The sequence below is a fragment of the Streptomyces sp. CLCI03 genome, from assembly GCF_053615355.1.
Genome location: NZ_CM132132.1, coordinates 1361656 through 1384070 on the forward strand (window position 1 = coordinate 1361656; position 22415 = coordinate 1384070).

Genomic DNA, 22415 nt, shown 5'->3' on the forward strand with positions numbered 1-22415 from the left:
CTCCTGTCTTTGTGCGCTCTCACACCATGGTACCCCAGGGGGTATCGGGCGGGGGTGGTCAGCCGGCCCGGAGGGCGGCGAGGGTTGCGTCGAGGTCGCCCTGGTGGGGACGGTTGTGGGGGAGTTTGGCGAGGAGGGAGGCCATGCCGCAGGTGTTGGTGAGGGCGGAGTAGACCAGGCCGCCGGCGACGCCCGCGGAAGCGAGGCGGAAGGCGGGGTGCAGGCGGCCCAGCGCGAGGCCGGTCAGGACGACGGCGCCGGCGGTGAGTCGGACTTGGCGTTCCATGTTCCAGGCGGTGCGTCGGGCGCTGTCGGGGTGGTGGAGGGTGTGGCCGTCCGCTGCCCAGGCTGTTGTGCCGCCGGTGAGGGTGGCGGTGGTGATGCCGTGGGCGGCCAGGGTGTGGCAAGCGTTCTCGGAGCGTGCGCCGGAGGCGCAGACGACGAGGAGGTCGCCGCGCTGGGCTGCGTGGCGGATGTCGGGGAGGGCATGGTCGAGGTGGTCGAGGGGGATGTTGAGGGCGCCGGGAAGGTGGCCGGTGGCGTATTCGCCGGGGGTGCGGACGTCCAGGACGATCAGTTCGTGCAGGCGGGTGCGGGCCTGGTCGGTGTTGAGGGCGTGGGGGGTGGTCATGAGCGGTGTTCCATCCTTTTTGTCTGGTGCCCGGTTACGGACACCTCGTTATCGACTGGCGGTGGGGCGCCGTTGCGGGTCGCGGGCGGGAGGGTCAGCGGAGGGCGTCGATGAGCATGAGGGCGGCGACGGCCAGGAGCACGAGCGCGAAGATCCGCTGAAGGGTGGGACCGGAGATTTTGGAGGCGAGGCGTTTGCCGTCCCACGCTCCGAGGATCGCGGCTCCGGCGAAGGGAGCGATGACCGCCCAGTGCAGGGGCGTGTTGGTGCCGGCGCGGGCGGCGAGCGCGGCGAGGGAGTTGACGGTGATGACCAGCAGGCTGGTGCCGATCGCGGCGCGCATGTGCAGTCCGAGGACGGAGACGAGGGCGGGGACGGCGAGGAAGCCTCCGCCGACCCCGAGGAGGCCGGTGACCGCGCCGAGTCCGGCACCCGCACCGGCGGCCCGGGTGGGCCTGACGGGCCTGGCCTGCTGGTGGGGGTCGGCGAGCTTGAACATCCTGAGGGCTGCGAGGGCCGCGATCGCGGCGAACGCGGCGGTCAGCACCTCCTCGGGCAGGCGTGCGGCCAGGGTGCCCGCAGCGATCGCGGGCACGATTCCGGCGGCCGCGAACAGTGCGCCGGTCTTCCAGCGGACGTTGCCCGAGGTGGCGTGGGTGTAGAGGGCGGTCGCGGAGGTGGCGGTGACGATGATCAGCGAGGCGGTGGTGGCAGCGGCCGGGGTGAAGCCGAGGAGGTAAATCAGGGCGGGGACGGCCAGGACACTGCCGCCGCCCCCGAGCGCCCCGAGGGCCAGGCCGATGACGGCCCCAGCGATGAGGGCGAGGATGAGGGCGCTCACGCTATCCGGCCGCTGCTTCCTTCTGCGTCGACGACCGGTAGCCCGGCTGATGCCCAGGCCTGCATACCGCCCTTGACGTCGACGGCCTCGGCTCCGCGCCCGGCCAAGAGTCTGGCGGCCTGCTGGGAGCGGTGCCCGGAGCGGCAGATCACCAACAGCGGCCGGCCCTGGGCCGTGGCGGGCAGGCCGGTGCCGGTGACCAGCCGGGAGAGCGGCACATGCACGGCGCCGGGGGCGTGGCCGGCATTCCACTCGGCCTGCTCGCGCACGTCGAGGAGGACGGCGTCACCGTCGGTGGTGCGCTGGTGGGCCTGGTCGGGGGTGACGCGGGCGGTGCCGCGGCGGAGGAGAGGCATCTGGTTTCCTTCCGAGTCTCGGGTGGCGGGGGCAGCGGTTCAGCTGCCGGTGCCGGTGGTGAGGGGCAGCCCGGCGTCGGTTGTGGCGTCGAAGGAGTCGTCGACGGCGACGACGTCGCGGCCTGCGGCATCCAGCAGGGAGGCGGCAATGCCCGCGCGCATTCCGCCCGCGCAGTGCACCCACACCGTCCCGGCCGGTACGTCGGCCAGGCGGCGGTGGAGGTGGTGGATCGGGATGTGTACGGAGCCTTCGATCCAGCCCGTGGCGCGTTCGGAGTCCCGCCGCACATCGAGGACCACATCCGGGCGGGGGTCCTGGGCGGCGAGGTCGGCGAAGGTGGCTCGGGGAAAGGAGCGCAGGGCGTGGCCGTCGGGTACCCAGTCGCGGATGGTGCCGGTGGCGGCCGCGGCCGGGCGGTCGATGCCGACGCGGACCAGTTCGCGCTGGGCGGCGGCGAGCTGGGCGGGTGACTCGGCGAGGAGGGTGACGGGCTTGCCCCAGGGGATCATCCAGGCCAGGTAGGTGGCGATCTTGCCTTCCGCCTCGAAGTTGAACGAGCCGGCGATGTGGCCTTCGGCGAACGCGATCCGGTTGCGCAGGTCCACCACCCACTCCCCGGCGGCCAGGCGCTCGGCGATGTCGGCGGCGTCGGCCAGCGGGGGTGCGGTCAGGTCCACCGGGGTGGGGCCTTCGGCGTTGGCCGGGCCCATGTGGGCGTAGTAGGCGGGCACGTCCTCCAGGCCTGCCAGCAGGGCGGCGACGAAGGAGTCGACGTCCTTGACCAGGGCGTCGTTGCCCGCCTTCTCCTTGCCGATCGTGGTGGCGTCGCCCTCGGACTGGGAGGAGGAGCAGAAGCTTCCGAACCCGTGGGTGGGCAGCACCGGCGTCTCGTCGGGGAGCTCGGCGGCCAGCCGGTGCGCGGATGCGTGCTGGGCGCGGGCCAGCTGTTCGGTCAGCCTCGGCTCGACCAGGTCGGGGCGACCGACCGAGCCGATCAGCAGCGACCCGCCGGTGAACACCGCGGCCGCCGTCCCCCGTTCTTCCAGGACGTAGGAGGTGTGGTGCGGGGTGTGTCCGGGTGTGGCCATCGCCCGCAGGGTGATGCCCTCGTCCACACTCACCGTGTTGCCGTCGGCGAACGGTGTGCGGGCGAAGGAGACGCGGGCGGCAGCGGGCACGAGGTAGGCGGCGCCGGTGATGCGGGCCAGGTCCAGGCCGCCGGTGACGTAGTCGTTGTGGACATGGGTCTCCACCACGTGCGAGATGCGCACGCCCCGCGCGGCAGCCGCCGCCAGGACACGGTCGATGTCGCGGGGAGGGTCCACCACCACCGCGGTGTCCGCGCCGCCCGCCAGGTAGCTGCGGTTTCCCAGGCCCTCGGTCTCGATGGTGTCGATGAAGAACACGATGCTCCTTTCGGCTGACATTTACCCCCGGGGGTATATTTTCGAGCCTAGCACGGGTACCCCCAGGGGTATTTTTGACGGTGCGGAGAACCCACTCACACCGGACGGCTACCCGCCGCCCGCCACACACCCCGGACAGGGATGACGCCATGCGCTACGACCGGACCATCCACCTCGATGCCGACTTCACCACGACCGTTTCCGCAGTCCGCGAGGCCCTCGCCGCACAGGGCTTCGGCATCCTTACCGAGATCGACGTCACCGCCACCCTGAAGGCCAAGCTCGGGCACGACATGGAGGACTACCTGATCCTCGGTGCCTGCAACCCGCCGCTCGCCCGCCGGGCCCTGGATGCCGACCGCACCATCGGCCTCCTCCTGCCCTGCAACGTCGTGGTTCGCACCGACGGCGAACGCACCGCCGTCCAGGCCCTAGATCCCGGCGTCATGGTCACTCTCCCGTCGCCGAGGAGGCCACCCGCCGTCTCGACGCCGCCCTCAGCACCCTGGAAACCACCGGATGACCGCGGTCAGGCAACGAGTACCACTTCTGCAGTGTCAGTCGCCATGGCTGCCATCGCCCGCCTCTTGTACCGCGCACCGCATCGACCCGGAGCAGCGGGGCCGGACTCTCGCCGACCCGGCCTTCGTGAGCGACCGAAAGACTGGGAACGGGAGGTTCCGGAAGAGCCGGTGACGCGCATCTTCGCTGCATGCTTCTTCCCGGTTGCTCACGCACGTGTCCCGGAGGCGCGGGCCCCTTCGTCGGTGTGCGGGTCCGCTCGACGAACGCGCGCAGGGCCTCCATGACGTCGACGACGCCGGCGTGCCGGGCGGCTGGCTCAGCCTGACTCGGGTCGCCGGCGCCTGATCACCTTTCGATGAGGCGTGGCGTCTGGCAGCCCCACAGCGGGCCGCCGGACGCCGACGAGTCGATCCGGCCGATCTCGCATCCGGCGCCTGCGAGGCTGACCCGGAGTGCTCCGAACTCGCCGAGTCGGCCCTCAGAGGCCGAGAGGTCCCCGGAAGGGCCCGAAAGGCCCATGCCCAAGGACCGCCGGCCGATCAGAGTGGCAGTAGCCCACCCGAAACGGAGGCCCCGCCATGACGGACACCACAGCGGCACGGCCGTCGGAGGACCTGCAACGGCTCGACGTCACCCATGTCGAGGGTGACGTGTACGCGGTCGACGTGCGCGGACACCGGCTTCGCGTGGACCAGCCCCTGGGAGCGGGCGGGACGGACACCGCGCCCACGCCGACTGAACTGTTCGCCGCCTCCCTGGCCACGTGCGTCGCCTTCTACGCGGGGCGCTACCTGCTGCGCCATGGCCTGCCTCGGGCGGGCCTGGGCGTACGGGCGGAGTTCGCGATGGCCGCCGGCCCGCCCGCCCGCGTGGGCGCGGCGCGCGTCGTGGTCACCCCGCCTCCGGAGCTGCCCGAGGAGCGGCGCGCCGGCCTCCTCGCTGTCGCCTCGCACTGCACCGTCCACAACACGCTCCGGCAGCCGCCGGAGACCACTGTCGAACTCGAACACTCCGCCCACGGCCGGCGCACGGACGAGTCGGCCCCGGGTCGAGCGCCTACCCGGCCCTGAGCAGTGCCAGCGCCGCGGCGGAAGGCGGCCACCGCCGACTTCTCGCGGATCCGGGCTCGAAACCGCGCCGAAGTCCTCAGGGAGGTCGTCGAGCGGCTCTTCCTCCTCTCGCGACAAGACATCAAGATCGATGTCACGCACGGCGTCGTCACCCTGACGGGACACGTCCGCGACGCCCACCTCATCCCCGTGGCCACCCGGCTCGCCCAGGCCGTCGAAGGCGTGGTCGACGTGCGGTGCCGCCTGGAATCCACCTGAGCCATGGTGATGCCGCCGGGCCCGCAGTGCGCGATGGCCTGTTCGGTTCGTCAAGGACGAAGCCCGCCTCCCGGCAGGCCCACCGCCCGAACACCCCGTATCCGAGGCCCCCGCAGCCACCCGGGCGCACGCGTAGGTCCCCGGCTGCAGCACGAGCCACTCAGGTGTGCAAGCGACTGTTCCGGCCGTCATGGCCGTCGGCCTGTTCCTCGTCGAACCAGTAGTCACCGGCGGCCAGGTACCGGAACGAATGGCTCTGGTTGCCGGGCAGCGCCAGCGTGACAGTCCGGGTTCCGTCCTCACGCGTGGTGAGGGGGTGCGCACCGGGTCGCCAGTCGTTGAAATCACCGACCACGCTGACCGGCCCGGGCGGATCGTCGACGGGCAGCACGAACGTGACTTCGGTGCGGTTCTTGCGCTGCTTTCGTTGGAGCATGGAGGGTTCCCTTCCTGCGTCCGGTAGGTCCTCGCTCATCCTGATGCGTCCACACTCATCTGCCTGCCGACGCGTCCGGCCGTGCAGCCGGATGGCCGTCCCTGGACAGCGCTGCGCTGTACCGCTCTTCCTCCACGTGGTAGGGACCTGTCGGCTCACCGCTGATCATGTCGGCGTTGCCGGTGCGGACTTCCTCGGCGGATGACCTTTATCCATCAAGAGGTGGCGCAGATGGCTTCGACGAAGTGGCCGACCTGTTCCTCGGAGAGATGCCGGGCCAGGTCGGCTTCGCTGATCATGCCGACCAGCCGATGGTCTTCGATGACGGGCAGTCGTCGGACGCGGTGTTCTTGCATGATCTGCAGGACCTGTCCGGTATCTGCATCCGCCATGACCGTGAACGGCTTGCCCTCAGCGAGCATTCCTGCCGTCATGTGGTGGGCGTCTACGGGTGCCGGTGACGGGTGATCAGCCGAACAGTTCGCGGACCCGGATAGTGTCCACGGACCGCCCCTGCGGTGTGGCTCTGCGCCGCGTCGGCGGCAGACCGACGGACCTCTCACGTGCGGGCAGCGGGCCACTCGGTCCATTGTCGGCACCCGGCTCCCGCCACCGCTCCGGGCCTGCCCTGTGTGCGGCCGCGCGGGCGTTCGTCCTGGCCATCTCATCCTCATCCTGTGATGCCGCTCAGGGGACGGGGTTCACCCGGTCGTCACGGCGGGGCCCGAGTCCCGGGGTCAACGTGAACGGTCCGATCGGTCTCCCCTCCGCGGTTCGGGGCCCGGAGGCCGGGTGCCGCACGAGGGCGGCGACGATGTCGGAGGCTGTCAGCAGGCCGACCAGCCTGCCGCCGCTGCCGACCACCGGCAGGGCGTCGCAGCCGTTGTCCGTCATGGCGACCGCTGCCTTGCGCACGCTTTCCCCCGCCCGGACCGCCACCCGCCGACGCCCCGACACCAACGTGCCGACGTCCAGTGCCGAGAGCACGACGGCGGGCTCGGAGCACGCGACCGCGACATCGAAGCGATCGAGGAGTCCGGAGCACCGGCCGTCCGGCAGCAGGACGGGAAGGTGCGCGGCACCGGTCCTCTCCAGCAGTTCCCAGGCCATCAGCACGGTCTCGCCGGCGGCGATGGCCACCACGTCCGTCCGCATGGCCTCTCCGACGGTCCAGGTCATCACGGGTGTGTCCGGCCAGGCAGCTGGAGGCTGCGCCTGCGGGCGTGTCGCCGATCCCATGCCAGACTCCCCTCGTCGTGAGGTCTTGTCCCGGATATCCAGCATGGCCCCTGGCCCCTCAGCTCGCGCAGGTGCTGGTCGGGCCCCTCAAGGGGACCGGGGGGCCCATGGCCGTCCGGCTGCCGACGCACGAAGGTGGAGGAGGTAGTCGCACCCGTGTTCCGGGAGGCCTGGCCATGCGCACACCAGATTCCGAAGGAAACGGGCCCGGGCCGGCACGTCGGCACCGGCGCTACGAGAGCCTGCCGGGCGGCGCCGCGAACCCGCTGGAAAGGCCCTCCGACCGCTTGGAGCGCCGGCTCGACCGGGTACTGATGGCCGTGCTGATCGCCTCGCTGCCGCTGGTGGCGTGGACGGGCGGAAGCACGGCTCACGCCCACTTCGAGCACCAGCGCCGGACGCAGGTGGCCGAGCGGCACCTCGTCGCGACGGAGCTCCTGGCCGATGCCCGGAAGGACGGCGGGAGCCCCGGAACGCGTGCCGGGGCACATGCACTGGTCCGCTGGAACGACCAGGCGGGGGTCCACACCGCCGTGGTCCCGGTGGCAGCCGGGCAGCAGCAGGGAACACGGGCACGGGTCTGGCTGGACGCCGATGGCAAGCCCACTTCGCCGCCCGCCACCGCGGAGTCCGTGACGGCCACGGGTATCGCCGCGGGCATGGCCGCCGCGCTCGGCGCGTGCGTAATCGTGGGCGGCACGTACAAGGGGATCCGTTGGACGTTCGACCGGCGCCGAATCCAGCAGTGGGAACGGGAGTGGCAGCTGGTCGAACCCCGGTGGAACCGCCGCGAGCGGTGACGGCGATGAACCAGGCTCGTGCGCGGGGTGGCCGTCGGACGCGCCGGGGAGGTCCCGGACGGGAGTGAAGGAGGGGCTGATCAAGGACCGGGGCCGGGCGGGGTGCGGAGGACGAGCAGGGCGATGTCGTCGTGACCGTCGCCCAGCTGATTGTCGGCCAAGACCTGGCAGAGCCTCTTCGGGGGAAGGTCCGCGTGCGCCGTGAGGATACGGGCGAGAGCGGCCAGCCCGTCGTCGAGCGGCCGGTCGGGGTGCTCGACAAGGCCGTCGGTGAAGAAGACCAAGGACGCTTTCGGAGGCAGGGAACAGCGATGGTCCTGGCGAGGGTGGCTCGTATCCACGCCGAGGGGGAGGCCCGGGTCGCCGTACAGGTACCGGGCCTCCTCACCAGGGATGACGAGCGCTGGAGGCAGGTGCCCCGCGGTACTCCAGTGCACCTCCCAGGCCCGGCCCGCAGACTCGACGAGGGCCAGGCACACCGTGGTGACGGGGTTGTCGGTGATCCCTCCAGCGTGCGGTCCAACTGCGTGAGCACCGCGCTGGGCGGGGTGTGGCGTTCGTAGAGCAGGGCACGCAGCATGTTGCGGATCTGAGCCATCGACGCCGCCGCCTGCATGTCGTGGCCCACGACGTCCCCGATGACCACCGCGCAGGTCCCCCCGGGCACGAGCAGCGCGTCGTACCAGTCGCCGCCCAGCTTGGCCCCCTCTGCCGGGCGGTAGTGCGCGGCGGCGGTGAACGGCGCCAGGTCCGGCAGCGTGGGCAGCAACAGGCGCTGGAATCGTTCGGCGCTCTCCCTGATCTGGGTGAGCAGACGTGCCTTTTCGATGGCCACCCCCGCAGCACCCGCCAGGGCGACGACCACGGCCTGGTCATCGGCGTCGAAGGGCCTGCCGTCGCGGCGCTCGGCGAGGTACAGATCCCCGTACACCTCGCCCTGGACCCTGATCGCCGTCCCCAGCAGTGTGCGCATCGGCGGGTGTCCGGGCGGGAAGCCGGAGGACTCCGGGTGGGCTTCTATGCCATCGACCCGCAGGGGTTCGGGGTGGTGGATCAGATGGCCCAGCAGGCCCCTGCCCTGTGGCTTCCCGGTGCCGGCGAGGCGGCGCTTCTCCTGCTTGGTCAGTCCCAGCGCGATGAAGTCCGTCAGTCTTTCGTGCCGGTCATCGAGGATGCCGATGGCTCCGTAGCGGGCATCGACGAGCGCCATCGCACTGGAGACGATCCTGCGCAGCACACCTGGCAGCTCCTTCTCCCCGCTGACGGCGAACACCGCGTCGAGCAGCCGCCGAAGCCGTTCCTGGGTTTCAGCAAGAGCTTTCGCCCGCTCTGCGATTCGTTCAAGCCCGGTGTCGACATGCGCCTGTGGACTGCCGGGAGCCCGAGGGCCATCCCTCGTACCCATCGCCACTGCCCCTCTCACCGGCCCCCTGTCACAACGGGCTCCGCTCTTCCCAGTCTGCAAGCCCGGACGAGATCGGACACCCGGGAATCGCAGTCCGAGGGGCACGCTCGCACGGTCCTGCGCGATGCCCGCGGCCTGGACGGTGCGTTCGCGGCGCCGGCATCATCCGGGTGCGGACCTCGCGCACCGGTACGACCCTGGAGTCAGGGGTTGTGGTTTCGTGCCGTGCCTGCCCTTCGGCTCCCTGATGCGGAGGTGGCCGGGCCGCCGGGCTCGAACCCCTCACCACCGCGGCCTGCCGACCAGCGCAGCCGTCTGGTTGCCGCCCCGTCCTTCCGGTCGCCTTCCCGGCGGGCGCCGACCGACGGGCCGAGGCCGGCGAAAGGAGGCGCAGCATGCTCTTTGCCGATCGAACGGCCGCCGGAAGACAGCTGGCCGGTGAGGTGTCCCGGCTCGGCCTGGCCGAGCCGGTGGTACTCGGCCTCCCCCGCGGTGGGGTGCCCGTGGCCGCGGAGGTGGCACGCGTCCTGGGCGCGCCGCTGGACGTGATCGTGGTCCGAAAACTCGGGGTGCCCTTCCAGCCCGAGGTGGCGTTCGGCGCCATCGGCGAGGGCGGCGTACGGCTGATCAACGGAGCGACGGTCCGTGCGGCCCGCCTCGGCGAACGGGACTGCGCCAGGGTGGAGGAGGCCGAACGGGCAGAGCTGCAACGGCGGCTGGCACGCTACCGCCAAGGCCGGGAGCGGATCACCCTCACCGGACGCACCGTCGTGATCGTGGATGACGGCATCGCCACCGGATCGACCGCGTCCGTGGCGTGCGAGGTGGCGCGGGAGCACGGAGCGGCGCAGGTGGTCCTGGCCGTCCCCGTGGCGGCTCCGCAGGCGCTGGAGCACCTTCGGCGCGAGGCCAACGAGGTGGTGTGCCTCTCGGTGCCCCGTCATTTCTCCGCGGTGGGCCAATGGTACGAGGACTTCTCGCAGGTGGGAGACGAGGAGGTCGCCGCGCTGTTGGCCGAGGCGGCGCGGGCACGCCCGGCAGCACCGGCACAGGCTTCGGGTCGGGTCCCGCCACAGACTGGTGAGGTGGCGGTGGACGCGGGAGGCACGGCGTTGCCCGGGCTGTTGACCGTGCCCGAGGGCGCGGCGGGTGTCGTCGTCTTCGCGCACGGCAGCGGCAGCAGTCGCCTCAGTCCCCGCAACCGCCACGTGGCCGAGGTCCTCAACCGTGCGGGGCTGGCGACGCTGCTCTTCGACCTCCTCACCCCGGCCGAGGCGAATGACCGGGCGAAGGTCTTCGGCATACCGCTCCTGGCTCTGCGCCTGACGCAGGCCACGGGCTGGCTCCGCGCGCGGCTTCCCCTGCGCGTCTGCTATTTCGGCGCCAGCACGGGCGCCGCGGCCGCGCTCATGGCCGCCGCCGAACCCCGGTCGGACATCGCCGCGATCGTCTCCCGGGGCGGACGCCCCGACCTGGCGGTCTCCCGCCTCGCAGCCGTACGCGCTCCGACCCTGCTGATCGTGGGCGGAGCCGACGATCAGGTGCTGGACCTCAACCGCCAAGCCGCCGCCCGGCTGCGCTGCGAGCACCAGGTCGGCGTGGTTCCCGGCGCGACCCACCTCTTCGAGGAACCCGGCGCGCTGGACGCCGTGGCCGACGCCGCGCTGGAATGGTTCGTCCGCCATCTTCCCCACTTCGGCACCGTTCCCCACAGGTCCGACGAACACCGACAGACGTGATGGCCGCGCGCCCGGCCGACGTGCCGCCGGTCCTCGGCGCACCGGCCGGGCGTCCGTCCGGGAACGCTGACATCCGGATTCACCGGCCTGCCTCATCGGCCCCCGGCCGATACCGAGGCCTCCGGACTCGGGGACCCGCGCAGGATCCAGGCCAGAGGCATGGCGAGCAACGCGCCGACCAGCGGTCCCACCACATAGATCCACAGCTGCCCCATGCTGCCGCCGACCACCGCCGGACCGAGACTGCGAGCCGGGTTCATCGACCCGCCGCTGGCCGGACCGGCCCACAGCGCCGCGAGCGCGACGTAACCGCCCACTGCGATGGCCGCGTTGTGCCCGATGTTGCGGGCCCCGGTCGCCGTTCCCAGAATCACGGTCGCCAACCCCAGAGTCAGCACCATCTCCAAGACGAGCGCGGTTCCGCTCGCCACCCCCGGACCCGGCACCGTTGCCCCGAGCCCGCCCTGCAGACCGAAGAGCGCCCGCAGCAATCCCGCTGCCGCCAGCGCTCCGGCCGTCTGCACGAGGACGTACCCCGGCACCCTGCGCCAGGGAAAGGCACCACGCGCCGCGAACGCCACCGAGACGGCCGGGTTGAGATGGGCCCCGGACGTCTCACCGAGGGTGTAGATCAAGGCGAGCACCATGACCCCCGGTGCCACGGCCTGCGCGCCCGGGCCGACCTTCCCGTGCGACACCGCATCGACCACACCGGCTCCAGCCGCCACCAGGACCAGGAAGAAGGTCCCGACGCCCTCGGCGGTCAGACGCCGCCACTCCGGCGCGCCTCCCGCAGCCGCCCCGCGCACCCACTCTCCACCTCTCCGGCGAGTCACGACACACCGCCCCGCGCCGCCGGGCCACCACAGCTGAAGCCGATCGCCTGCCACACCGGCATCGCACTCACTCCCCTCGATACTTCCCGCCGCGCCCAGACCGGCAGGTACCGTCCACCCGTCCACTATCGGCCGGGGGCAGCACAGCGCGCAGAACCAAGGCTTTGGGACATGACATGGGCGTGCTGACGCCGATCGGTCCCTGCAGGACCTGAACGGGATTCGTGAACGGATCGACACACACGGAGAGAGGTGCTCTGGGCTGCGGCCCATGCGGCGCGTCGGGAGTGCCCTCTGCACATCGTGCACGGCTGCTGGGATCGGTCGGACCGAAGGTCGCCGCGTGCGCCACGACACCCGTCATCGTGGTCCGCGGCACCGAGGACGCCGCCGCAACCAGCCTCCTGGCCGCCGTCCGCGACGAGCACGTCCGTGGCCCGCTCTCCGGTCGAGGCGGCGCGCACCCCTGACCTGCTGATCACGGGCGGGCGGCGCTCCCCTGGTTTCATCGGCCCTGCCCCCGGATGGGCGACGCACAGCCTCCTCCGCCACTCGTACTGCCCCGTGGAACTCACCCGCCAGGCCCGGCAAGCCGCCCGAGGGTGAGCCGTGATCGCCCCACCCGGACAGAGGATTCAGACAGTTCGGGGCGTGCTGTTTCGGCTTCCGGCCTCTCGTCCCGGCACTCAGGCGGATTCTGCGGTTACTCCGCGGACTGTGGCCTCGGCGCCTGCCCGAACGGCCTCGATGGCGCTCTGGTGCAAGGCCCGGCTGGCTTGTTCGCTAGTGCAGGGCAAGGGGCTCCCGGTCACGGCGCACCAGTGGGGGGCACCGCTGTACTGCACCGCTATGTGGGCCTGTCCGTCCTTCCAGATGGTGCGCACGCTCACCTCGCCGGTTACGATCCCGTCCTCGTCGGTACGGACGCCACCCGCGCCGGTGAAGACTCCTGCGGTCGTCCACGTCGATGTCATGTCTTCCGGCCCCTTCCTCGGTGATTCGCATGGACCCTCTTGTCGCCGTCACCCCGGCCGCGGTGGGGCGACGGGCGCCTCCCCGCTGTGGAGGCGAGTACCGCCGCGCCCTCGTCGTGGGCATGCTGGACGGCGCGGGCGAGGAAGTCGGACCATGGCTGCGTCCCCCTTGTGCGTGACGTGAGCCTCGGTCCGTCAGACGGGTACCGGCGCCGGGGGGGGTGGGTGCGCTGTTCGGTTCCGGCGAAGCCGTGAGGCAGGGCTTCGGTGACCGTACGGATGGTCTCGGCGAGGCCGCGACGATCCGGACTTCGGCGTGTCCGGCCGGGGCAGTCCGGGAGCTCCGGATGCGCCCTGGCGGAATCTGTGTCGGCGTCGGACGATGCCGGCACAGAGGGTCGCTGAATTGACAGGCGGCGTGCCTCGTGCCCGGGTGCCGCGCGGGCGGGTTGGCGTGCTGGCTGCGGCCAGGGAGAGGATCGCCGTGGCGAGGACGAGGGGTGTGTCCCCGCCGCTCACTTCCAGGTGTCCCCGGGCGGGGGCAGGTCCCGCCGCCCGATGCCGTGCTTGGAGGGTGCCATGCGGGACCCTCCTTCGCCCTCCCAGGTGTCCTCGCGGCTTCGGGTGTCCCGTAGACCACGGCCAATGGCCGCTTCGTCGGCCATGAGAGCGCCGGCGGTGAGGACGCTGCCGGGGATGGCTGCGGCTGCCATGAGGCGGGCCGCGGCGGCGGGCTCGGTATCGGGCGGGATCACGAGCAGGTCCCAGCGGCCGACGGTGTAGGAGAGCAGGATGAGTTTGTCGGGGTGCTGTTCGGTGAACCAGCCCACGTGGATGGTGTGCCCGCCGGTGTTCACCGTATGGGGGATGACAGGCCAGCGGGTGGGGTTCACGGTGACGCGCGTGATGCGTCCCCAGACCTCGTCCAGTGCCGCCGCGAGGGGCGGAAGCTCGGCTTGGAGGTTGCGCGAGCGCGGCCACCAGGCCCCGTCCAGCTGGCCGGTGAGGGTGGTCTTCGGCGTGAGGGACACACGCGTCGGGAGCTCTGTGGCGAGGTCGCGGGAAGAGGTTCGGCCGGGGGTGGTGGTCATGTCACGGTCCTGCCCCCGGGCTGTCCGTCGGCAGCCCGTTTTTCGTGATCGCTGGGAACGTCGCCCACTGTTAAGACTGTACGCCCGTTCGGCGGGATCCGACCGGTGGGCCAAGCCTTCCGGGCGCACGCGATCAAACCCGGCACGGCTCGGCTGCGGCTTGAGACTACTCCGTCCTGGGAGGGGCTCCTGGACGGCGCGTGGTGGCCGCGCACGCGCGACATCGAGGCCGAACTGCCCGCGTTGATCGGCGTGGTGACCGAGCATCTCGGGCCGATTACCCGCGTCGGCATGGACGCCTCCGCCCGGAACGAACAACCCAACCCCGGGCGGTGGCGCGGAGCCGTCGTCGGGACACATGCGGCACTGTGCAGACGCCCCCGTCACCGTTCGGTGCGTCGAATGCGTCGGAACACCGCGCGCCGGTGAGGGCAGTACGGTGATCACCAGAAGCATCGTGAGCCGCAGCGTCGGCGGCGACGTGCTCGGCTCGCCTCCACGGATTCTTCGCGGGCCGGCCGGGGCTGGGCGCGCAGGTGTAGAGCCCTGGTATCAGGTCACGGTGGTGTCTTTCATGTTCGGGTGGATGGTGCAAGGTCACGGCAATTCTCCACCGGCCGAGAGGGGTGGCGCAGGGCTGCATGGGCCCACTCCTCTGGCCCAAGGGAAGCGGTTCAGCCGGCCCGAGCCGTGACCGCTTCCCGGAATACGGCCATGCACGACGTGCAGTAAAGCTCTGGCAGGGCGGTTCGGTCGGTCGGGGAGACGCCGGCGGGGAGCCGGGAGCCGCACAGTGACGTGTGCGGCTCGATCTTGCTGAGCACATGCCACAGGACACCGGCTACGCCCTCCCCGAGGGGGCCTACGCGCATTTCGTACATAGCGTGCCTCACCGTCTGTCATCGGGACGTGCCTCCCGCCTGACTCAAGGCAACGCCACGACGCCCGATCGGGCCAACTATCGTGGGCCAGACGGGTGACCTTGATGAAGATGGCGTTTGTAGCGGCGCCGCCTGCCGGGGCACTCGGTGGCGAAGGCAGCGACCGGCCAGTCTGCTCGCACGGCGACGACCCGCTCACCTCCATGTCTGCGCCGAGGAGCTCGTCACGCCGTCCGTCCCATTGCTCAGCCGCCTCAGACGGCGGTCGCTTCCGTGCCGAGAAGGCGGCAGCGCACGTCGACGACTCCCTTGCCCGTTCGGCCAACCGGGCGTGGCCGTGGTGCTACAGGCCCTGGGCCAGGAGAAGTTCATGAGCGAGCCGTGCGCCGCGCGCCGCGTGGGCCGACGCGTCCGTGTCCTGTGAGGGGTTGGCCTCCAGGCCTTCGGCCAGTGCCCGGACTGCCTGGGCAAGCGTCTGCACCTGTGCTTCGACGAGCGACAAGCGGTCGTGCTCAGAGGGGGTGCTCTGGGTCATGACAAGCCTCCGTGATCAAGACAGCGGGCATACGGCGTCACGTGCCACTGTGCGTCATGGCAGGGTGGAGGTCCATCGGACATTCGGCCCTCGCCGCTTGTCGGCGGTCGAGTTACAGACGGTCGGCAGACGGAGACAGCCAACGGAGTCGGCGCGTGGTCCGCTCGCTCACGGATTGTTCGGGTGGCGAGCAGCCCAGTCATGGCGGTCAGGACCACACAATCCAGCAGCAGAGTGGGCCGGTGGTGTACCGCCGGGGTCATCGCGGTTCACCTCCGCGGGACGACGATGGTGCGACAGGTCCCCTCAGCCCCGGGAAGGGCCGTTCGGCCCCCTGCGAGTCTCGGGTAGCCAAGGAAGACTGGGTGGTGGCGAGTAAGAAAGCAGAGGGAGCCGAGTTCCCGAACCCGAGAAGCGTCGATGGGACGCGGACCCGCCACGCGACGGGACGCGCGCTCTGCACATGCTCGAAGAGGCACCGGTGGCACACAGCGTGTGCGCCTTCCCACGGCGTGACCGTCAGCGGAGTGATCCATCGGTGAGAGGTCGGCCATGACCGAGAACATGTCGGACACCGAGCGCGCCGAGGACCGGCTGAGCGTCCCCAGAGGTGCTCGTACAGCCCCTGGCACAGCCGGTACGAGCCCTCGCCGAGGAGCCGGAGAAGAACCCGGCGGCGGGGGAAACGGACGCCGCGCAGCGAGCGGCGCATGGGGTCCGGTCGGCTCATGAACTCCTGCTCGCCCAGAACTTGCAAGGCAGGCCGACTGCCGAACGCCGAGTCGCGCAGCGGAGGTCATCATGAAACGAACGGCACCACAACCCCTCATAGATGTGCAGGTGGAGACCCGCGGCCGGGTGTCCACAGAGGATGCCGAATACGTTCGGGACAAGGTACGGGCGATGTTCGACCAGGCACCGGGGCCGGTGCTCTTCGCCCGGGTGAAGCTGACCCGCCTCGCGAACCCGGCGATTGAGCGCCCCGTGACCGCGCAGGCCAACCTGGATGTCAACGGCAGGCTGGCCCGGGCCCACGTGGCGGGTAGCAGCGCCACAGAAGCAGCCGATCTTCTCCGGGACCGGCTCGCGGCCGTGCTGGCGCGGATGGCGGAGCACTGGGAGGCCCGGCGCAGCCGGACGCAGACGCCGGACACCGCCCACGAATGGCGGCACGGCGATGAGCCCGCCCACCGCCCCGGCTACTTCCCGCGTCCGGTCGAGGAGCGGGAGGTCGTCCGGCACAAGTCGTTCACCCTCGCCTTCGAGTCGCCCGACGAGGCGGCGGACGACCTGGAGAGGCTGGACTACGGCTTCCAGTTGTTCACCGACGCCGGATCGGGCGAGGACAGCGTCCTGTACCGAACGGGCACGGCGGAATACCGGCTGGCCCAGGTGCACCCGCGGCCCGATCTAATCGGCCCGGTGTCCGTGCCGCTAACCGTCAGCCCGGCCCCTGCCCCTCCTATGACCCTCACCGAGGCGAAGGGGCGCCTGGATGTCACCGGCTGGCCGTTCGTGTTCTTCACCGACGCCAGCACCGGCCGGGGGAATGTCCTCTACCACCGCTACGACGGCCACTACGGCCTGATCACCCCCACCGCACACGAGTCGACGACCACAGCCGCCTGAACCGGAGGAGACGCACCGCTGCCCGACGCCCGGACCGCGGGACCACATCTGGAGAAGAGCGCCATGAACGAGCATGAGAAGTACTCAGCGGGCGCCGAGGCCGGCCGAGCCATGCCGGGGCACGCCTGGCGGCCCGACGAACCGCTGCGGCAGGACGCCCTCATGCGGTACCTCGGCGCGATCGCGGCCGTGTCCGCCGCGAAGGCGGCCCGGCCTGCCGCCCGGGCGCCCCGCACAGCCCTCCTCGTACGCGACCTGATGGCCGTGCCCCATCCGTCGGTCACCGTCGACACCGGCCTCCCCGACATCGCCCGGGCCCTGTCGGAGCACGGCATCGGGTCCCTGCCCGTCGTCGACGCCGACGACCGGGTACTGGGCGTGGTCTCCGAGGCCGATCTCCTCGCCGTGGTCGCCGCGCAGGCGCACCGTCCCAGCGCCGTGCGCCGACTTCGGGAGACCGGGCCGGTTGCCGAGCCCGGCAAGGAGACGGCCGAGGCCCTGATGACCAGCCCTGCCATTACCGTCCATGGGGACACGACGGTCTCCGAGGCGGCATGGCTGGTGGCCCTCTCCCGCCTCAAGCGCGTTCCAGTCACCGAGCCGGACGGGCGGCTCGTGGGTACCGTCCACCGCCACGCCCTGCTGGACGCCCTGCTCCAGGACGACGCGGCCATCCGTGCGGGCGTGGAGGGCCGCATCCGGGAGGCGTTCCCCGAGGCCGCCGACACGGTGGAGGTCGTGGTCCATGAGGGGGTGGTCCGTCTCCGGGGCCCTGTGGCGGGCGCCGACGCGGCGCGGCTGCTCGCCGAGGTGAAGGGGCTCGACGTGGTGACCGCCGTAATCGACGAACTGGCCGTACGGGACGGATGAGAGGGCGGTGGCTCCGATGGAACTTCCACTGACGGTCGGCCTCGACGGCTCCGACTCCAGCTTCGAGGCACTGGACTGGGCCGTGGACGAGGCGGCGCTGCACAGACGCTCTCTGCGGGTCGTGTACGCCTCCCGGTGGGAGCGGTACGAGACCCCTGCGCCCGGCCAGGACCGGCTGGCCGGACAGGTGGTCGGCCATGACGTCGTGGGAGTCGCCGCCAGGCGCGCCGAGCGGCGGAACCCGGACCTCAGGGTGGATACCGAGGTGCTCGCCGAGGACCCGGTGCACGCGCTGCTTCAGGAGAGCCACACCTCCTGGGCCCTGGTCACCGCTTCACGGGGCCGTGGCGAGATCGCAAACCTCCTGCTGGGCTCGGTCAGCCTGTCTGTCGCCGCCCGCGCCGCGTGCCCGGTCATCATCGTCCGCGGCGACGAGCCCGGCATCCACGGCACACACGACCGCCTCCTGCTCGGCGTCGCCGACGCCCCCGGAGGCCCCGAGGCCGTACGATTCGCCCTGCGCGAGGCCGCTACACGCGACTGCGATCTCGATGCGGTCCGTGCCTGGCGCTGCCCCGCACACGACACTGTCGACCACCCTTCCCTCGCCGACGGCACCTGCCTCTACCACCAAGCACGTGCCGACACCCTGCTCGACGAGGCCCTCACCGGGCCGCTGCGGGAACACCCCTCAGTCCGGCTGCACAGGGCTCTGGTGGAGGGGCCCGCGCACAAGGTCCTCGTCGAACGGACCGCGGCGGCCGACCTCGTGGTCGTCGGCGCACACCGCCACGAGCGCTACCTGGGCCTGCAACTCGGCCACGTCGCCCACGCCCTGCTGCACCACGCACTCTGCCCCGTCGCGGTCGTACCGAAGGTCGAGGGGAGCATCCGAGCGTGAGTCCGCCGGCCGAACCGTGCCTCGTCAGGAGAGGGACTCCATGACGAGGGCGCGGATGTCCTGCGGGAGCTGCTCCAGCGCCGCTTCCAGCTGCGCGGCGAAGCAGGCGGCCACATCGACCGTGGCGCCGGTCGAGGAGTGTGTGCTGATAGCCAGATCGCATCCAGCGCCCCGGCCGTCCCGCCGGGAGCGCCCCGTACGACAGGCAGCGTGACGCCGCCGAGGAGGCAGCGATGAGCCCGATGACCGCAATCAAGGAGGACGCCCTGCAGTCCCTGCTGCGCCACGAGGGTCCCGTGTGCTCGGTGTACTTCCGTCTGGAAACACGGCCCGAGCAGGAAGACGACGCCCAGCAGCGCTGGCACGCCCTGGCCCGTAGCCTGTCCGGCCAGCGGGTCGACACCGCCACGATCGAAGCCCTCGGCGACCGGGTCCGCGAGGCCCTGCCGGGATCCGGTGTCCTGGCCGCCTTCGCGGCCGAGGGCGAGATCCTGTTCGCCACCGAGTTGCCGGCAGCGGACCTGGCCGACACGGCCATCAGGACCGCCCTGCCGCGTCTGCTGCCGGTGCTGGAGTGGCGGCAGAACCATCCCGCACACGTCCTGGCCCTCGTCGACCGCTCGGGGGCGGACCTGGAGACCTACCCGAACGGAGGCACTGAGGCGCTACGGCAGACGATCACGGGCGCCGACGACGAAATCGTACGCAACGCTCCCGGGGGCATGTCCCAGGGCCGATTCCAGAACCGGGCAGAGGACTCCTGGGAACACAACGCGACGCGGGTCGCCACAGCCCTGAGCCGTGCCGTCGCCCGCGTCTCCGCGCACCTGGTCCTGCTCGCCGGAGACGTCCGTGCGTGGCCGCCGCCGTGCAGTACGGCCTTCCCGCCTCCGGCACGATGGCGCACTCGTACATCGAGACCTTCCCCACCGAGCGCGACGCGTTCCGGGCCTTCGTCCGGGCCCACCCCGGCCCTGTCACCCTGCTCGTCGACACCTACGACACCGAGCACGGGGTCAAGGCCGCCGCACAGGTCTTCCACGAACTGGGCGACCCGGCCGGCTGCGCGGTCAGGCTCGACAGCGGGGATCTCGACGCCCTCGCCCGGCGCGCCCGCGCCCTGCTCGACGCCGCCGGGCTGCCGGGCGTGCGGATCATCGCGAGCGGCGGCCTGGACGAGTACGCGGTCGACGTTCTCGTGCGGGCCGGGGCGCCGATCGACGTGTACGCGGTCGGTACGAAGATGGGCGTGGCCGCCGACGCCCCGTACCTCGACGCGGCGTACAAGCTCGTCGCGTACGACGGCCGCCCGGTGATGAAGCTCTCCTCCGCCAAGGCGACCGCACCCGCCCCCAAGCAGGTCTTCCGCCGGCCGGGCCTCCAGGACGTCGTCGGCCTGCGCGACGAGGACGTCCCGGAGGGGGCGGAGCCGCTGCTGCGGACCGTGATGCGGGACGGGCGCCGGGTCGGTCCGCACTCCTCCCTGGCATCGGCGCGCACCAGGTTCGAGACGGATCTCGCACAGGCGCCGGAGGCGGCACGCCGGATCGACAGGCCCCGGGCGCCGGTGGCCGCCGTATCGCCCCCCTTGGCCGCCCTGACAGACGAGGTGAGGCGACGCATCACCGCCTCGATCGGAAGTGACCTGCCATGCGGCACCACAGCGTCGCCGAGCTGATGACGCCGATCGCGGTCGGCGTCCGCGAGCACGCACGATGGCATGCTGATCGGGGTGTCGAGCCGGAGTGATCTGGTTCAGCTCCTCGTGTGCCGTGAGCGCGCGATCCAGGACGAGATCGTCGACCTTCGACTCCTGCTGCCACGGCGCGGGACGGGTACGGAGCCGCCACCGCGCGCAACGCGCGATGACTGTCGAACGACTGCGCACGGAACTCGCCGGAGCCGGGATCGCCGTGCGTCCCACCACCTGGCGCAGTGTGACGGAGGAAGCGCCGGAGGCGTACAAGGACGTCGTCGTCGTCGACGCGAGCGAACACAACAACCTCGGACGCCGTGTCGCACGCCTCCTCCCTCTGGGCGTACTCAAAGGCTGACCCGTCCGTCCGTGGAGACCGAGGGGGACGCCCGGCCCCTGCACTGCGTGCGACGTCACGCACGGGCGCATGGTCTCTGAACTGCAGGAACGGCCGTTGAGGGCCCCGGGCTGACTGTCTCTTCTGGCCTCTGCCTCGCTACTGGCACGTTGTGGCACGGCACCCGTGCAGTGCCGGGGAGGGGGCTGGGCGGTGCTTCGGCTGGGGCTCAGGCGGATGCGTACGTCAGGCAGTCCACGCTGTCCTGCTGGTAGCCGACGGTGATGTTGGGGGCGTGGCACTCGAACTGGACGTTGTGCCGGCAGCCGGACACCTTGCAGGCGCCGACGCGGCCTGTTGCCGCGGGGTCTCCGCCCTTGGACGCGGAGCTGAAGAAGGTGTCGCAGTGCGCGTGCTTGGTGTCTCCGACCGTGATGGCCAGGGCATGGCAGGCACGGTCCTGGTTGTAGGCGCAGTCTTCGACCCCGCACTGCTTGATGACAGGCATGTCCAGCTCGCCGCCAAGGCGCTCGTGCTCAAGCCGACCACCATGGCGCGTTACCGGGACTACGTCCACAACGACCTCGCGCCCGCCTTCGGCACCCTCAAGCTGGACGAGCTCGGGCACCGTCACATCGCCGCGTTCGTGACCGGCGAGCTCGCCGCAGGCCGCGGCAAGACCACCCTCTACCGCTGCCTGGCCACCCTCTCCAGCGCTCTGGGTGACGCGGTCCGCCAGCACTGCCTCGCCCACAACCCCGCCAGTCCCCCGGCGCTTCGCCGTCCACCGTCGCCCGAGCGGCGGAGCTGGACCGCGGACGAGGCCGTCCGCTTCCTCCAGCACTGCCATCGGGCAGACCCGGAGATGGCCGACCTGTTCGAGTTCCTCATCGGCACCGGCATGCGCAAAGGAGAGGCCCTCGGTCTGCACTGGGACGACGTCCACCTGGCTGAGCGTGTCTTCCATGTGCGTTGCACGCTCTCCGCGATCGACAACAACCACCTCGTCATCACCACGCCCAAGACCCGCTCGAGCCGCGGCTGGGTGGCCATCTCTCCCAGGGTCGCCACCGCCCTCTGGCACCGAGCAGGATCAGCTCCCCAAACCCGCGGAGATCCCAACAACCTGTTCACCGGGCTCGTCTTCTGCCAGCCCGACGGCCATCCTCTCGGCCCACACCAGGTCCTGGACCGACTCCACCGGCTCTCCGAGGAAGCGGGCGTCCCCAGGATCTCGGTGCACGACCTGCGCCATCTGGCCGCCACGATCACCATCACCGCTGGCGTGCCGCTCACCGTCGTCTCCAAGACGCTGCGGCACTCCACGCTGTCGACGACCGCGAACATCTACAGCCACCTCACCCAACAGGCAGCCCGCGAAGCCGTCGACACCATCGACCACACGCTGACCAGAGCCGAGAAGACCAGCACGCGTACAGACCGCCCGGCATGGCTGCGACCACCACGCGACCACATCCAGCGCCTCCGCGAAGCCGTCCAACGGCTCCGCTCCCCCTCACCGCCCGCATACAGCACCACGGCGAACCAGCCCCGGACCGGGCATGCGACCACACTGCGACCACCAGGACGCCGGGCACGGAAAAGGCCGTCCTCTCACGGATGAGTGTCGGGCGACACGAAAATGTCAGTGCATGACGACACGCAAATGTGTCAGTGAATTGCTCCTGCTCGTCAGGAGTGCCGAGCTGGGGTGGGATGGTTGCGCCTCCACGGGCGGGCCGAGCTCGCGTGGTGCTGTCAGCGGCGCCGGGTGGTCAGTGGGACGAGACGAAGCAAGCTGATTGGTCGAGGTGGAACGGTAGCCGGGGTTCTCGGGCGCCCAGCCAGCGGCGAGAGCGGTGCGGATGCTCTCAGCGACCTGAGCAGGCAGGACTGGGCTGCCTTGTGTTCCGAACCAGTTGCTCGAGTGCGGCTGGTTGGTGGTGATCACCAGTGTC

Annotated in this window: 23 protein-coding genes and 4 pseudogenes; 14 read left to right on the forward strand and 13 right to left on the reverse strand. The window is 71.2% G+C overall.

Features of this window, described 5'->3' with window-relative positions:
* Positions 1-58: 58 nt before the first annotated feature.
* The 4 genes from ACWG52_RS06165 to ACWG52_RS06180 all read right to left on the reverse strand — a co-directional run bounded on the left by ACWG52_RS06165 (position 59) and on the right by ACWG52_RS06180 (position 3235).
* Positions 59-631 (reverse strand): rhodanese-like domain-containing protein, encoded by a 573-nt coding sequence (locus ACWG52_RS06165; protein ID WP_376681433.1) that lies wholly within the window; start codon positions 629-631, stop codon positions 59-61.
* A gap of 94 nt (positions 632-725) precedes the next feature.
* On the reverse strand, positions 726-1472 hold the full coding sequence (locus tag ACWG52_RS06170) for a sulfite exporter TauE/SafE family protein (protein ID WP_453128073.1): 747 nt from the start codon (positions 1470-1472) through the stop codon (positions 726-728).
* On the reverse strand, positions 1469-1828 hold the full coding sequence (locus ACWG52_RS06175; RefSeq protein WP_266444689.1) for a rhodanese-like domain-containing protein: 360 nt from the start codon (positions 1826-1828) through the stop codon (positions 1469-1471). Before ACWG52_RS06175 ends, ACWG52_RS06170 begins: the two co-directional genes overlap by 4 nt.
* A 39-nt stretch (positions 1829-1867) precedes the next feature.
* On the reverse strand, positions 1868-3235 hold the full coding sequence (locus ACWG52_RS06180; protein ID WP_453128076.1) for an MBL fold metallo-hydrolase: 1368 nt from the start codon (positions 3233-3235) through the stop codon (positions 1868-1870).
* A gap of 149 nt (positions 3236-3384) precedes the next feature.
* On the opposite strand from ACWG52_RS06180, the pseudogene ACWG52_RS06185 reads away from it, so the two are divergent.
* From ACWG52_RS06185 to ACWG52_RS06195, 3 genes and pseudogenes are all read left to right on the forward strand, one after another.
* Positions 3385-3758, forward strand: a pseudogene (locus ACWG52_RS06185) (DUF302 domain-containing protein).
* A gap of 580 nt (positions 3759-4338) precedes the next feature.
* Positions 4339-4830, forward strand: coding sequence for an OsmC family protein (locus ACWG52_RS06190; RefSeq protein ID WP_453128078.1), 492 nt, complete (start codon positions 4339-4341; stop codon positions 4828-4830).
* A 3-nt stretch (positions 4831-4833) separates the two neighbouring features.
* Positions 4834-5088, forward strand: coding sequence for a BON domain-containing protein (locus ACWG52_RS06195; RefSeq protein WP_376681436.1), 255 nt, complete (start codon positions 4834-4836; stop codon positions 5086-5088).
* Positions 5089-5248: 160 nt separating this feature from the next.
* On the opposite strand, the gene ACWG52_RS06200 is transcribed toward ACWG52_RS06195, so the two are convergent.
* The 3 genes from ACWG52_RS06200 to ACWG52_RS06210 all read right to left on the reverse strand — a co-directional run bounded on the left by ACWG52_RS06200 (position 5249) and on the right by ACWG52_RS06210 (position 6703).
* Positions 5249-5524 (reverse strand): isoamylase early set domain-containing protein, encoded by a 276-nt coding sequence (locus ACWG52_RS06200; protein WP_376681437.1) that lies wholly within the window; start codon positions 5522-5524, stop codon positions 5249-5251.
* A gap of 215 nt (positions 5525-5739) precedes the next feature.
* Complete coding sequence (locus tag ACWG52_RS06205; protein ID WP_376681438.1) at positions 5740-5958, reverse strand: CBS domain-containing protein; 219 nt, start codon at positions 5956-5958, stop codon at positions 5740-5742.
* Between the two features lie 253 nt (positions 5959-6211).
* Complete coding sequence (locus ACWG52_RS06210; protein WP_376681439.1) at positions 6212-6703, reverse strand: CBS domain-containing protein; 492 nt, start codon at positions 6701-6703, stop codon at positions 6212-6214.
* A gap of 236 nt (positions 6704-6939) precedes the next feature.
* On the opposite strand from ACWG52_RS06210, the gene ACWG52_RS06215 reads away from it, so the two are divergent.
* Positions 6940-7563, forward strand: a complete 624-nt coding sequence (locus ACWG52_RS06215) for an Rv1733c family protein (RefSeq protein WP_376681440.1) — start codon at positions 6940-6942, stop codon at positions 7561-7563.
* A gap of 80 nt (positions 7564-7643) precedes the next feature.
* Here ACWG52_RS06215 and ACWG52_RS06220 read toward each other — a convergent pair whose 3' ends face one another.
* Positions 7644-8042, reverse strand: a complete 399-nt coding sequence (locus ACWG52_RS06220) for a PP2C family protein-serine/threonine phosphatase (RefSeq protein ID WP_376681441.1) — start codon at positions 8040-8042, stop codon at positions 7644-7646.
* A gap of 86 nt (positions 8043-8128) precedes the next feature.
* Positions 8129-8968 (reverse strand): annotated as a pseudogene (locus ACWG52_RS06225) (PP2C family protein-serine/threonine phosphatase); the annotation flags it as partial.
* Positions 8969-9363: 395 nt separating this feature from the next.
* On the opposite strand from ACWG52_RS06225, the gene ACWG52_RS06230 reads away from it, so the two are divergent.
* Complete coding sequence (locus tag ACWG52_RS06230) at positions 9364-10707, forward strand: phosphoribosyltransferase family protein (RefSeq protein ID WP_453128081.1); 1344 nt, start codon at positions 9364-9366, stop codon at positions 10705-10707.
* Positions 10708-10799: 92 nt separating this feature from the next.
* On the opposite strand, the gene ACWG52_RS06235 is transcribed toward ACWG52_RS06230, so the two are convergent.
* A complete protein-coding gene (locus tag ACWG52_RS06235) occupies positions 10800-11516 on the reverse strand; it encodes an MIP/aquaporin family protein (RefSeq protein WP_376681443.1) in 717 nt (238 codons plus the stop codon).
* Positions 11517-11830: 314 nt separating this feature from the next.
* On the opposite strand from ACWG52_RS06235, the gene ACWG52_RS06240 reads away from it, so the two are divergent.
* Positions 11831-12013: a hypothetical protein gene (locus tag ACWG52_RS06240; protein ID WP_376681444.1), complete on the forward strand. Its 183-nt coding sequence runs from the start codon at positions 11831-11833 to the stop codon at positions 12011-12013.
* 1019 nt (positions 12014-13032) lie between these two features.
* Here ACWG52_RS06240 and ACWG52_RS06245 read toward each other — a convergent pair.
* Positions 13033-13608 carry a DUF5994 family protein gene (locus ACWG52_RS06245; RefSeq protein ID WP_376681445.1) on the reverse strand — a complete coding sequence of 192 codons (576 nt, stop codon included), beginning with the start codon at positions 13606-13608 and terminating at the stop codon, positions 13033-13035.
* A gap of 96 nt (positions 13609-13704) precedes the next feature.
* Between ACWG52_RS06245 and ACWG52_RS06250 the strand changes: the two genes are divergently transcribed.
* Positions 13705-14037, forward strand: a complete 333-nt coding sequence (locus ACWG52_RS06250; protein WP_376681465.1) for a DUF5994 family protein — start codon at positions 13705-13707, stop codon at positions 14035-14037.
* A gap of 795 nt (positions 14038-14832) precedes the next feature.
* Here ACWG52_RS06250 and ACWG52_RS06255 read toward each other — a convergent pair.
* A complete protein-coding gene (locus ACWG52_RS06255) occupies positions 14833-15024 on the reverse strand; it encodes a hypothetical protein (protein ID WP_327381885.1) in 192 nt (63 codons plus the stop codon).
* 903 nt (positions 15025-15927) lie between these two features.
* Here ACWG52_RS06255 and ACWG52_RS06260 point away from each other — a divergent pair.
* From ACWG52_RS06260 to ACWG52_RS06285, 6 genes and pseudogenes are all read left to right on the forward strand, one after another.
* A complete protein-coding gene (locus tag ACWG52_RS06260; protein WP_376681446.1) occupies positions 15928-16653 on the forward strand; it encodes a sigma 54 modulation/S30EA ribosomal C-terminal domain-containing protein in 726 nt (241 codons plus the stop codon).
* Between the two features lie 63 nt (positions 16654-16716).
* Positions 16717-17523 carry a CBS domain-containing protein gene (locus tag ACWG52_RS06265; RefSeq protein WP_376681447.1) on the forward strand — a complete coding sequence of 269 codons (807 nt, stop codon included), beginning with the start codon at positions 16717-16719 and terminating at the stop codon, positions 17521-17523.
* A 16-nt stretch (positions 17524-17539) separates the two neighbouring features.
* The gene (locus ACWG52_RS06270) at positions 17540-18424 is read left to right on the forward strand and encodes a universal stress protein (protein ID WP_376681448.1); all 885 of its coding nucleotides are present in this window, start codon (positions 17540-17542) and stop codon (positions 18422-18424) included.
* Positions 18425-18666: 242 nt separating this feature from the next.
* Positions 18667-19302: pseudogene (locus tag ACWG52_RS06275) on the forward strand (baeRF2 domain-containing protein); the annotation flags it as partial.
* Positions 19281-20102: pseudogene (locus tag ACWG52_RS06280) on the forward strand (nicotinate phosphoribosyltransferase); the annotation flags it as partial. The pseudogenes ACWG52_RS06275 and ACWG52_RS06280, both read left to right, overlap by 22 nt.
* A gap of 94 nt (positions 20103-20196) precedes the next feature.
* A complete protein-coding gene (locus ACWG52_RS06285; RefSeq protein ID WP_376681449.1) occupies positions 20197-20478 on the forward strand; it encodes an RtcB family protein in 282 nt (93 codons plus the stop codon).
* A gap of 208 nt (positions 20479-20686) precedes the next feature.
* On the opposite strand, the gene ACWG52_RS06290 is transcribed toward ACWG52_RS06285, so the two are convergent.
* Positions 20687-20965, reverse strand: a complete 279-nt coding sequence (locus tag ACWG52_RS06290; RefSeq protein WP_376681450.1) for a DUF1540 domain-containing protein — start codon at positions 20963-20965, stop codon at positions 20687-20689.
* A 24-nt stretch (positions 20966-20989) separates the two neighbouring features.
* Here ACWG52_RS06290 and ACWG52_RS06295 point away from each other — a divergent pair, with 24 nt between their 5' ends.
* Positions 20990-22081, forward strand: a complete 1092-nt coding sequence (locus tag ACWG52_RS06295; protein WP_376681451.1) for a tyrosine-type recombinase/integrase — start codon at positions 20990-20992, stop codon at positions 22079-22081.
* Positions 22082-22415: the final 334 nt, after the last annotated feature.

Excerpts from the sequence above, each read along its gene's own strand:
- ACWG52_RS06165 (WP_376681433.1), bottom strand. The coding sequence starts at position 631 with ATGACCACCCCCCACGCCCTCAACACCGACCAGGCCCGCACCCGCCTG.
- ACWG52_RS06175 (WP_266444689.1), bottom strand. The coding sequence starts at position 1,828 with ATGCCTCTCCTCCGCCGCGGCACCGCCCGCGTCACCCCCGACCAGGCC.
- ACWG52_RS06190 (WP_453128078.1), top strand. The coding sequence starts at position 4,339 with ATGACGGACACCACAGCGGCACGGCCGTCGGAGGACCTGCAACGGCTC.
- ACWG52_RS06200 (WP_376681437.1), bottom strand. The coding sequence starts at position 5,524 with ATGCTCCAACGAAAGCAGCGCAAGAACCGCACCGAAGTCACGTTCGTG.
- ACWG52_RS06205 (WP_376681438.1), bottom strand. The coding sequence starts at position 5,958 with ATGACGGCAGGAATGCTCGCTGAGGGCAAGCCGTTCACGGTCATGGCG.
- ACWG52_RS06210 (WP_376681439.1), bottom strand. The coding sequence starts at position 6,703 with ATGACCTGGACCGTCGGAGAGGCCATGCGGACGGACGTGGTGGCCATC.
- ACWG52_RS06215 (WP_376681440.1), top strand. The coding sequence starts at position 6,940 with ATGCGCACACCAGATTCCGAAGGAAACGGGCCCGGGCCGGCACGTCGG.
- ACWG52_RS06230 (WP_453128081.1), top strand. The coding sequence starts at position 9,364 with ATGCTCTTTGCCGATCGAACGGCCGCCGGAAGACAGCTGGCCGGTGAG.
- ACWG52_RS06245 (WP_376681445.1), bottom strand. The coding sequence starts at position 13,608 with ATGACCACCACCCCCGGCCGAACCTCTTCCCGCGACCTCGCCACAGAG.
- ACWG52_RS06255 (WP_327381885.1), bottom strand. The coding sequence starts at position 15,024 with ATGACCCAGAGCACCCCCTCTGAGCACGACCGCTTGTCGCTCGTCGAA.
- ACWG52_RS06260 (WP_376681446.1), top strand. The coding sequence starts at position 15,928 with ATGTTCGACCAGGCACCGGGGCCGGTGCTCTTCGCCCGGGTGAAGCTG.
- ACWG52_RS06265 (WP_376681447.1), top strand. The coding sequence starts at position 16,717 with ATGAACGAGCATGAGAAGTACTCAGCGGGCGCCGAGGCCGGCCGAGCC.
- ACWG52_RS06270 (WP_376681448.1), top strand. The coding sequence starts at position 17,540 with ATGGAACTTCCACTGACGGTCGGCCTCGACGGCTCCGACTCCAGCTTC.
- ACWG52_RS06290 (WP_376681450.1), bottom strand. The coding sequence starts at position 20,965 with ATGCCTGTCATCAAGCAGTGCGGGGTCGAAGACTGCGCCTACAACCAG.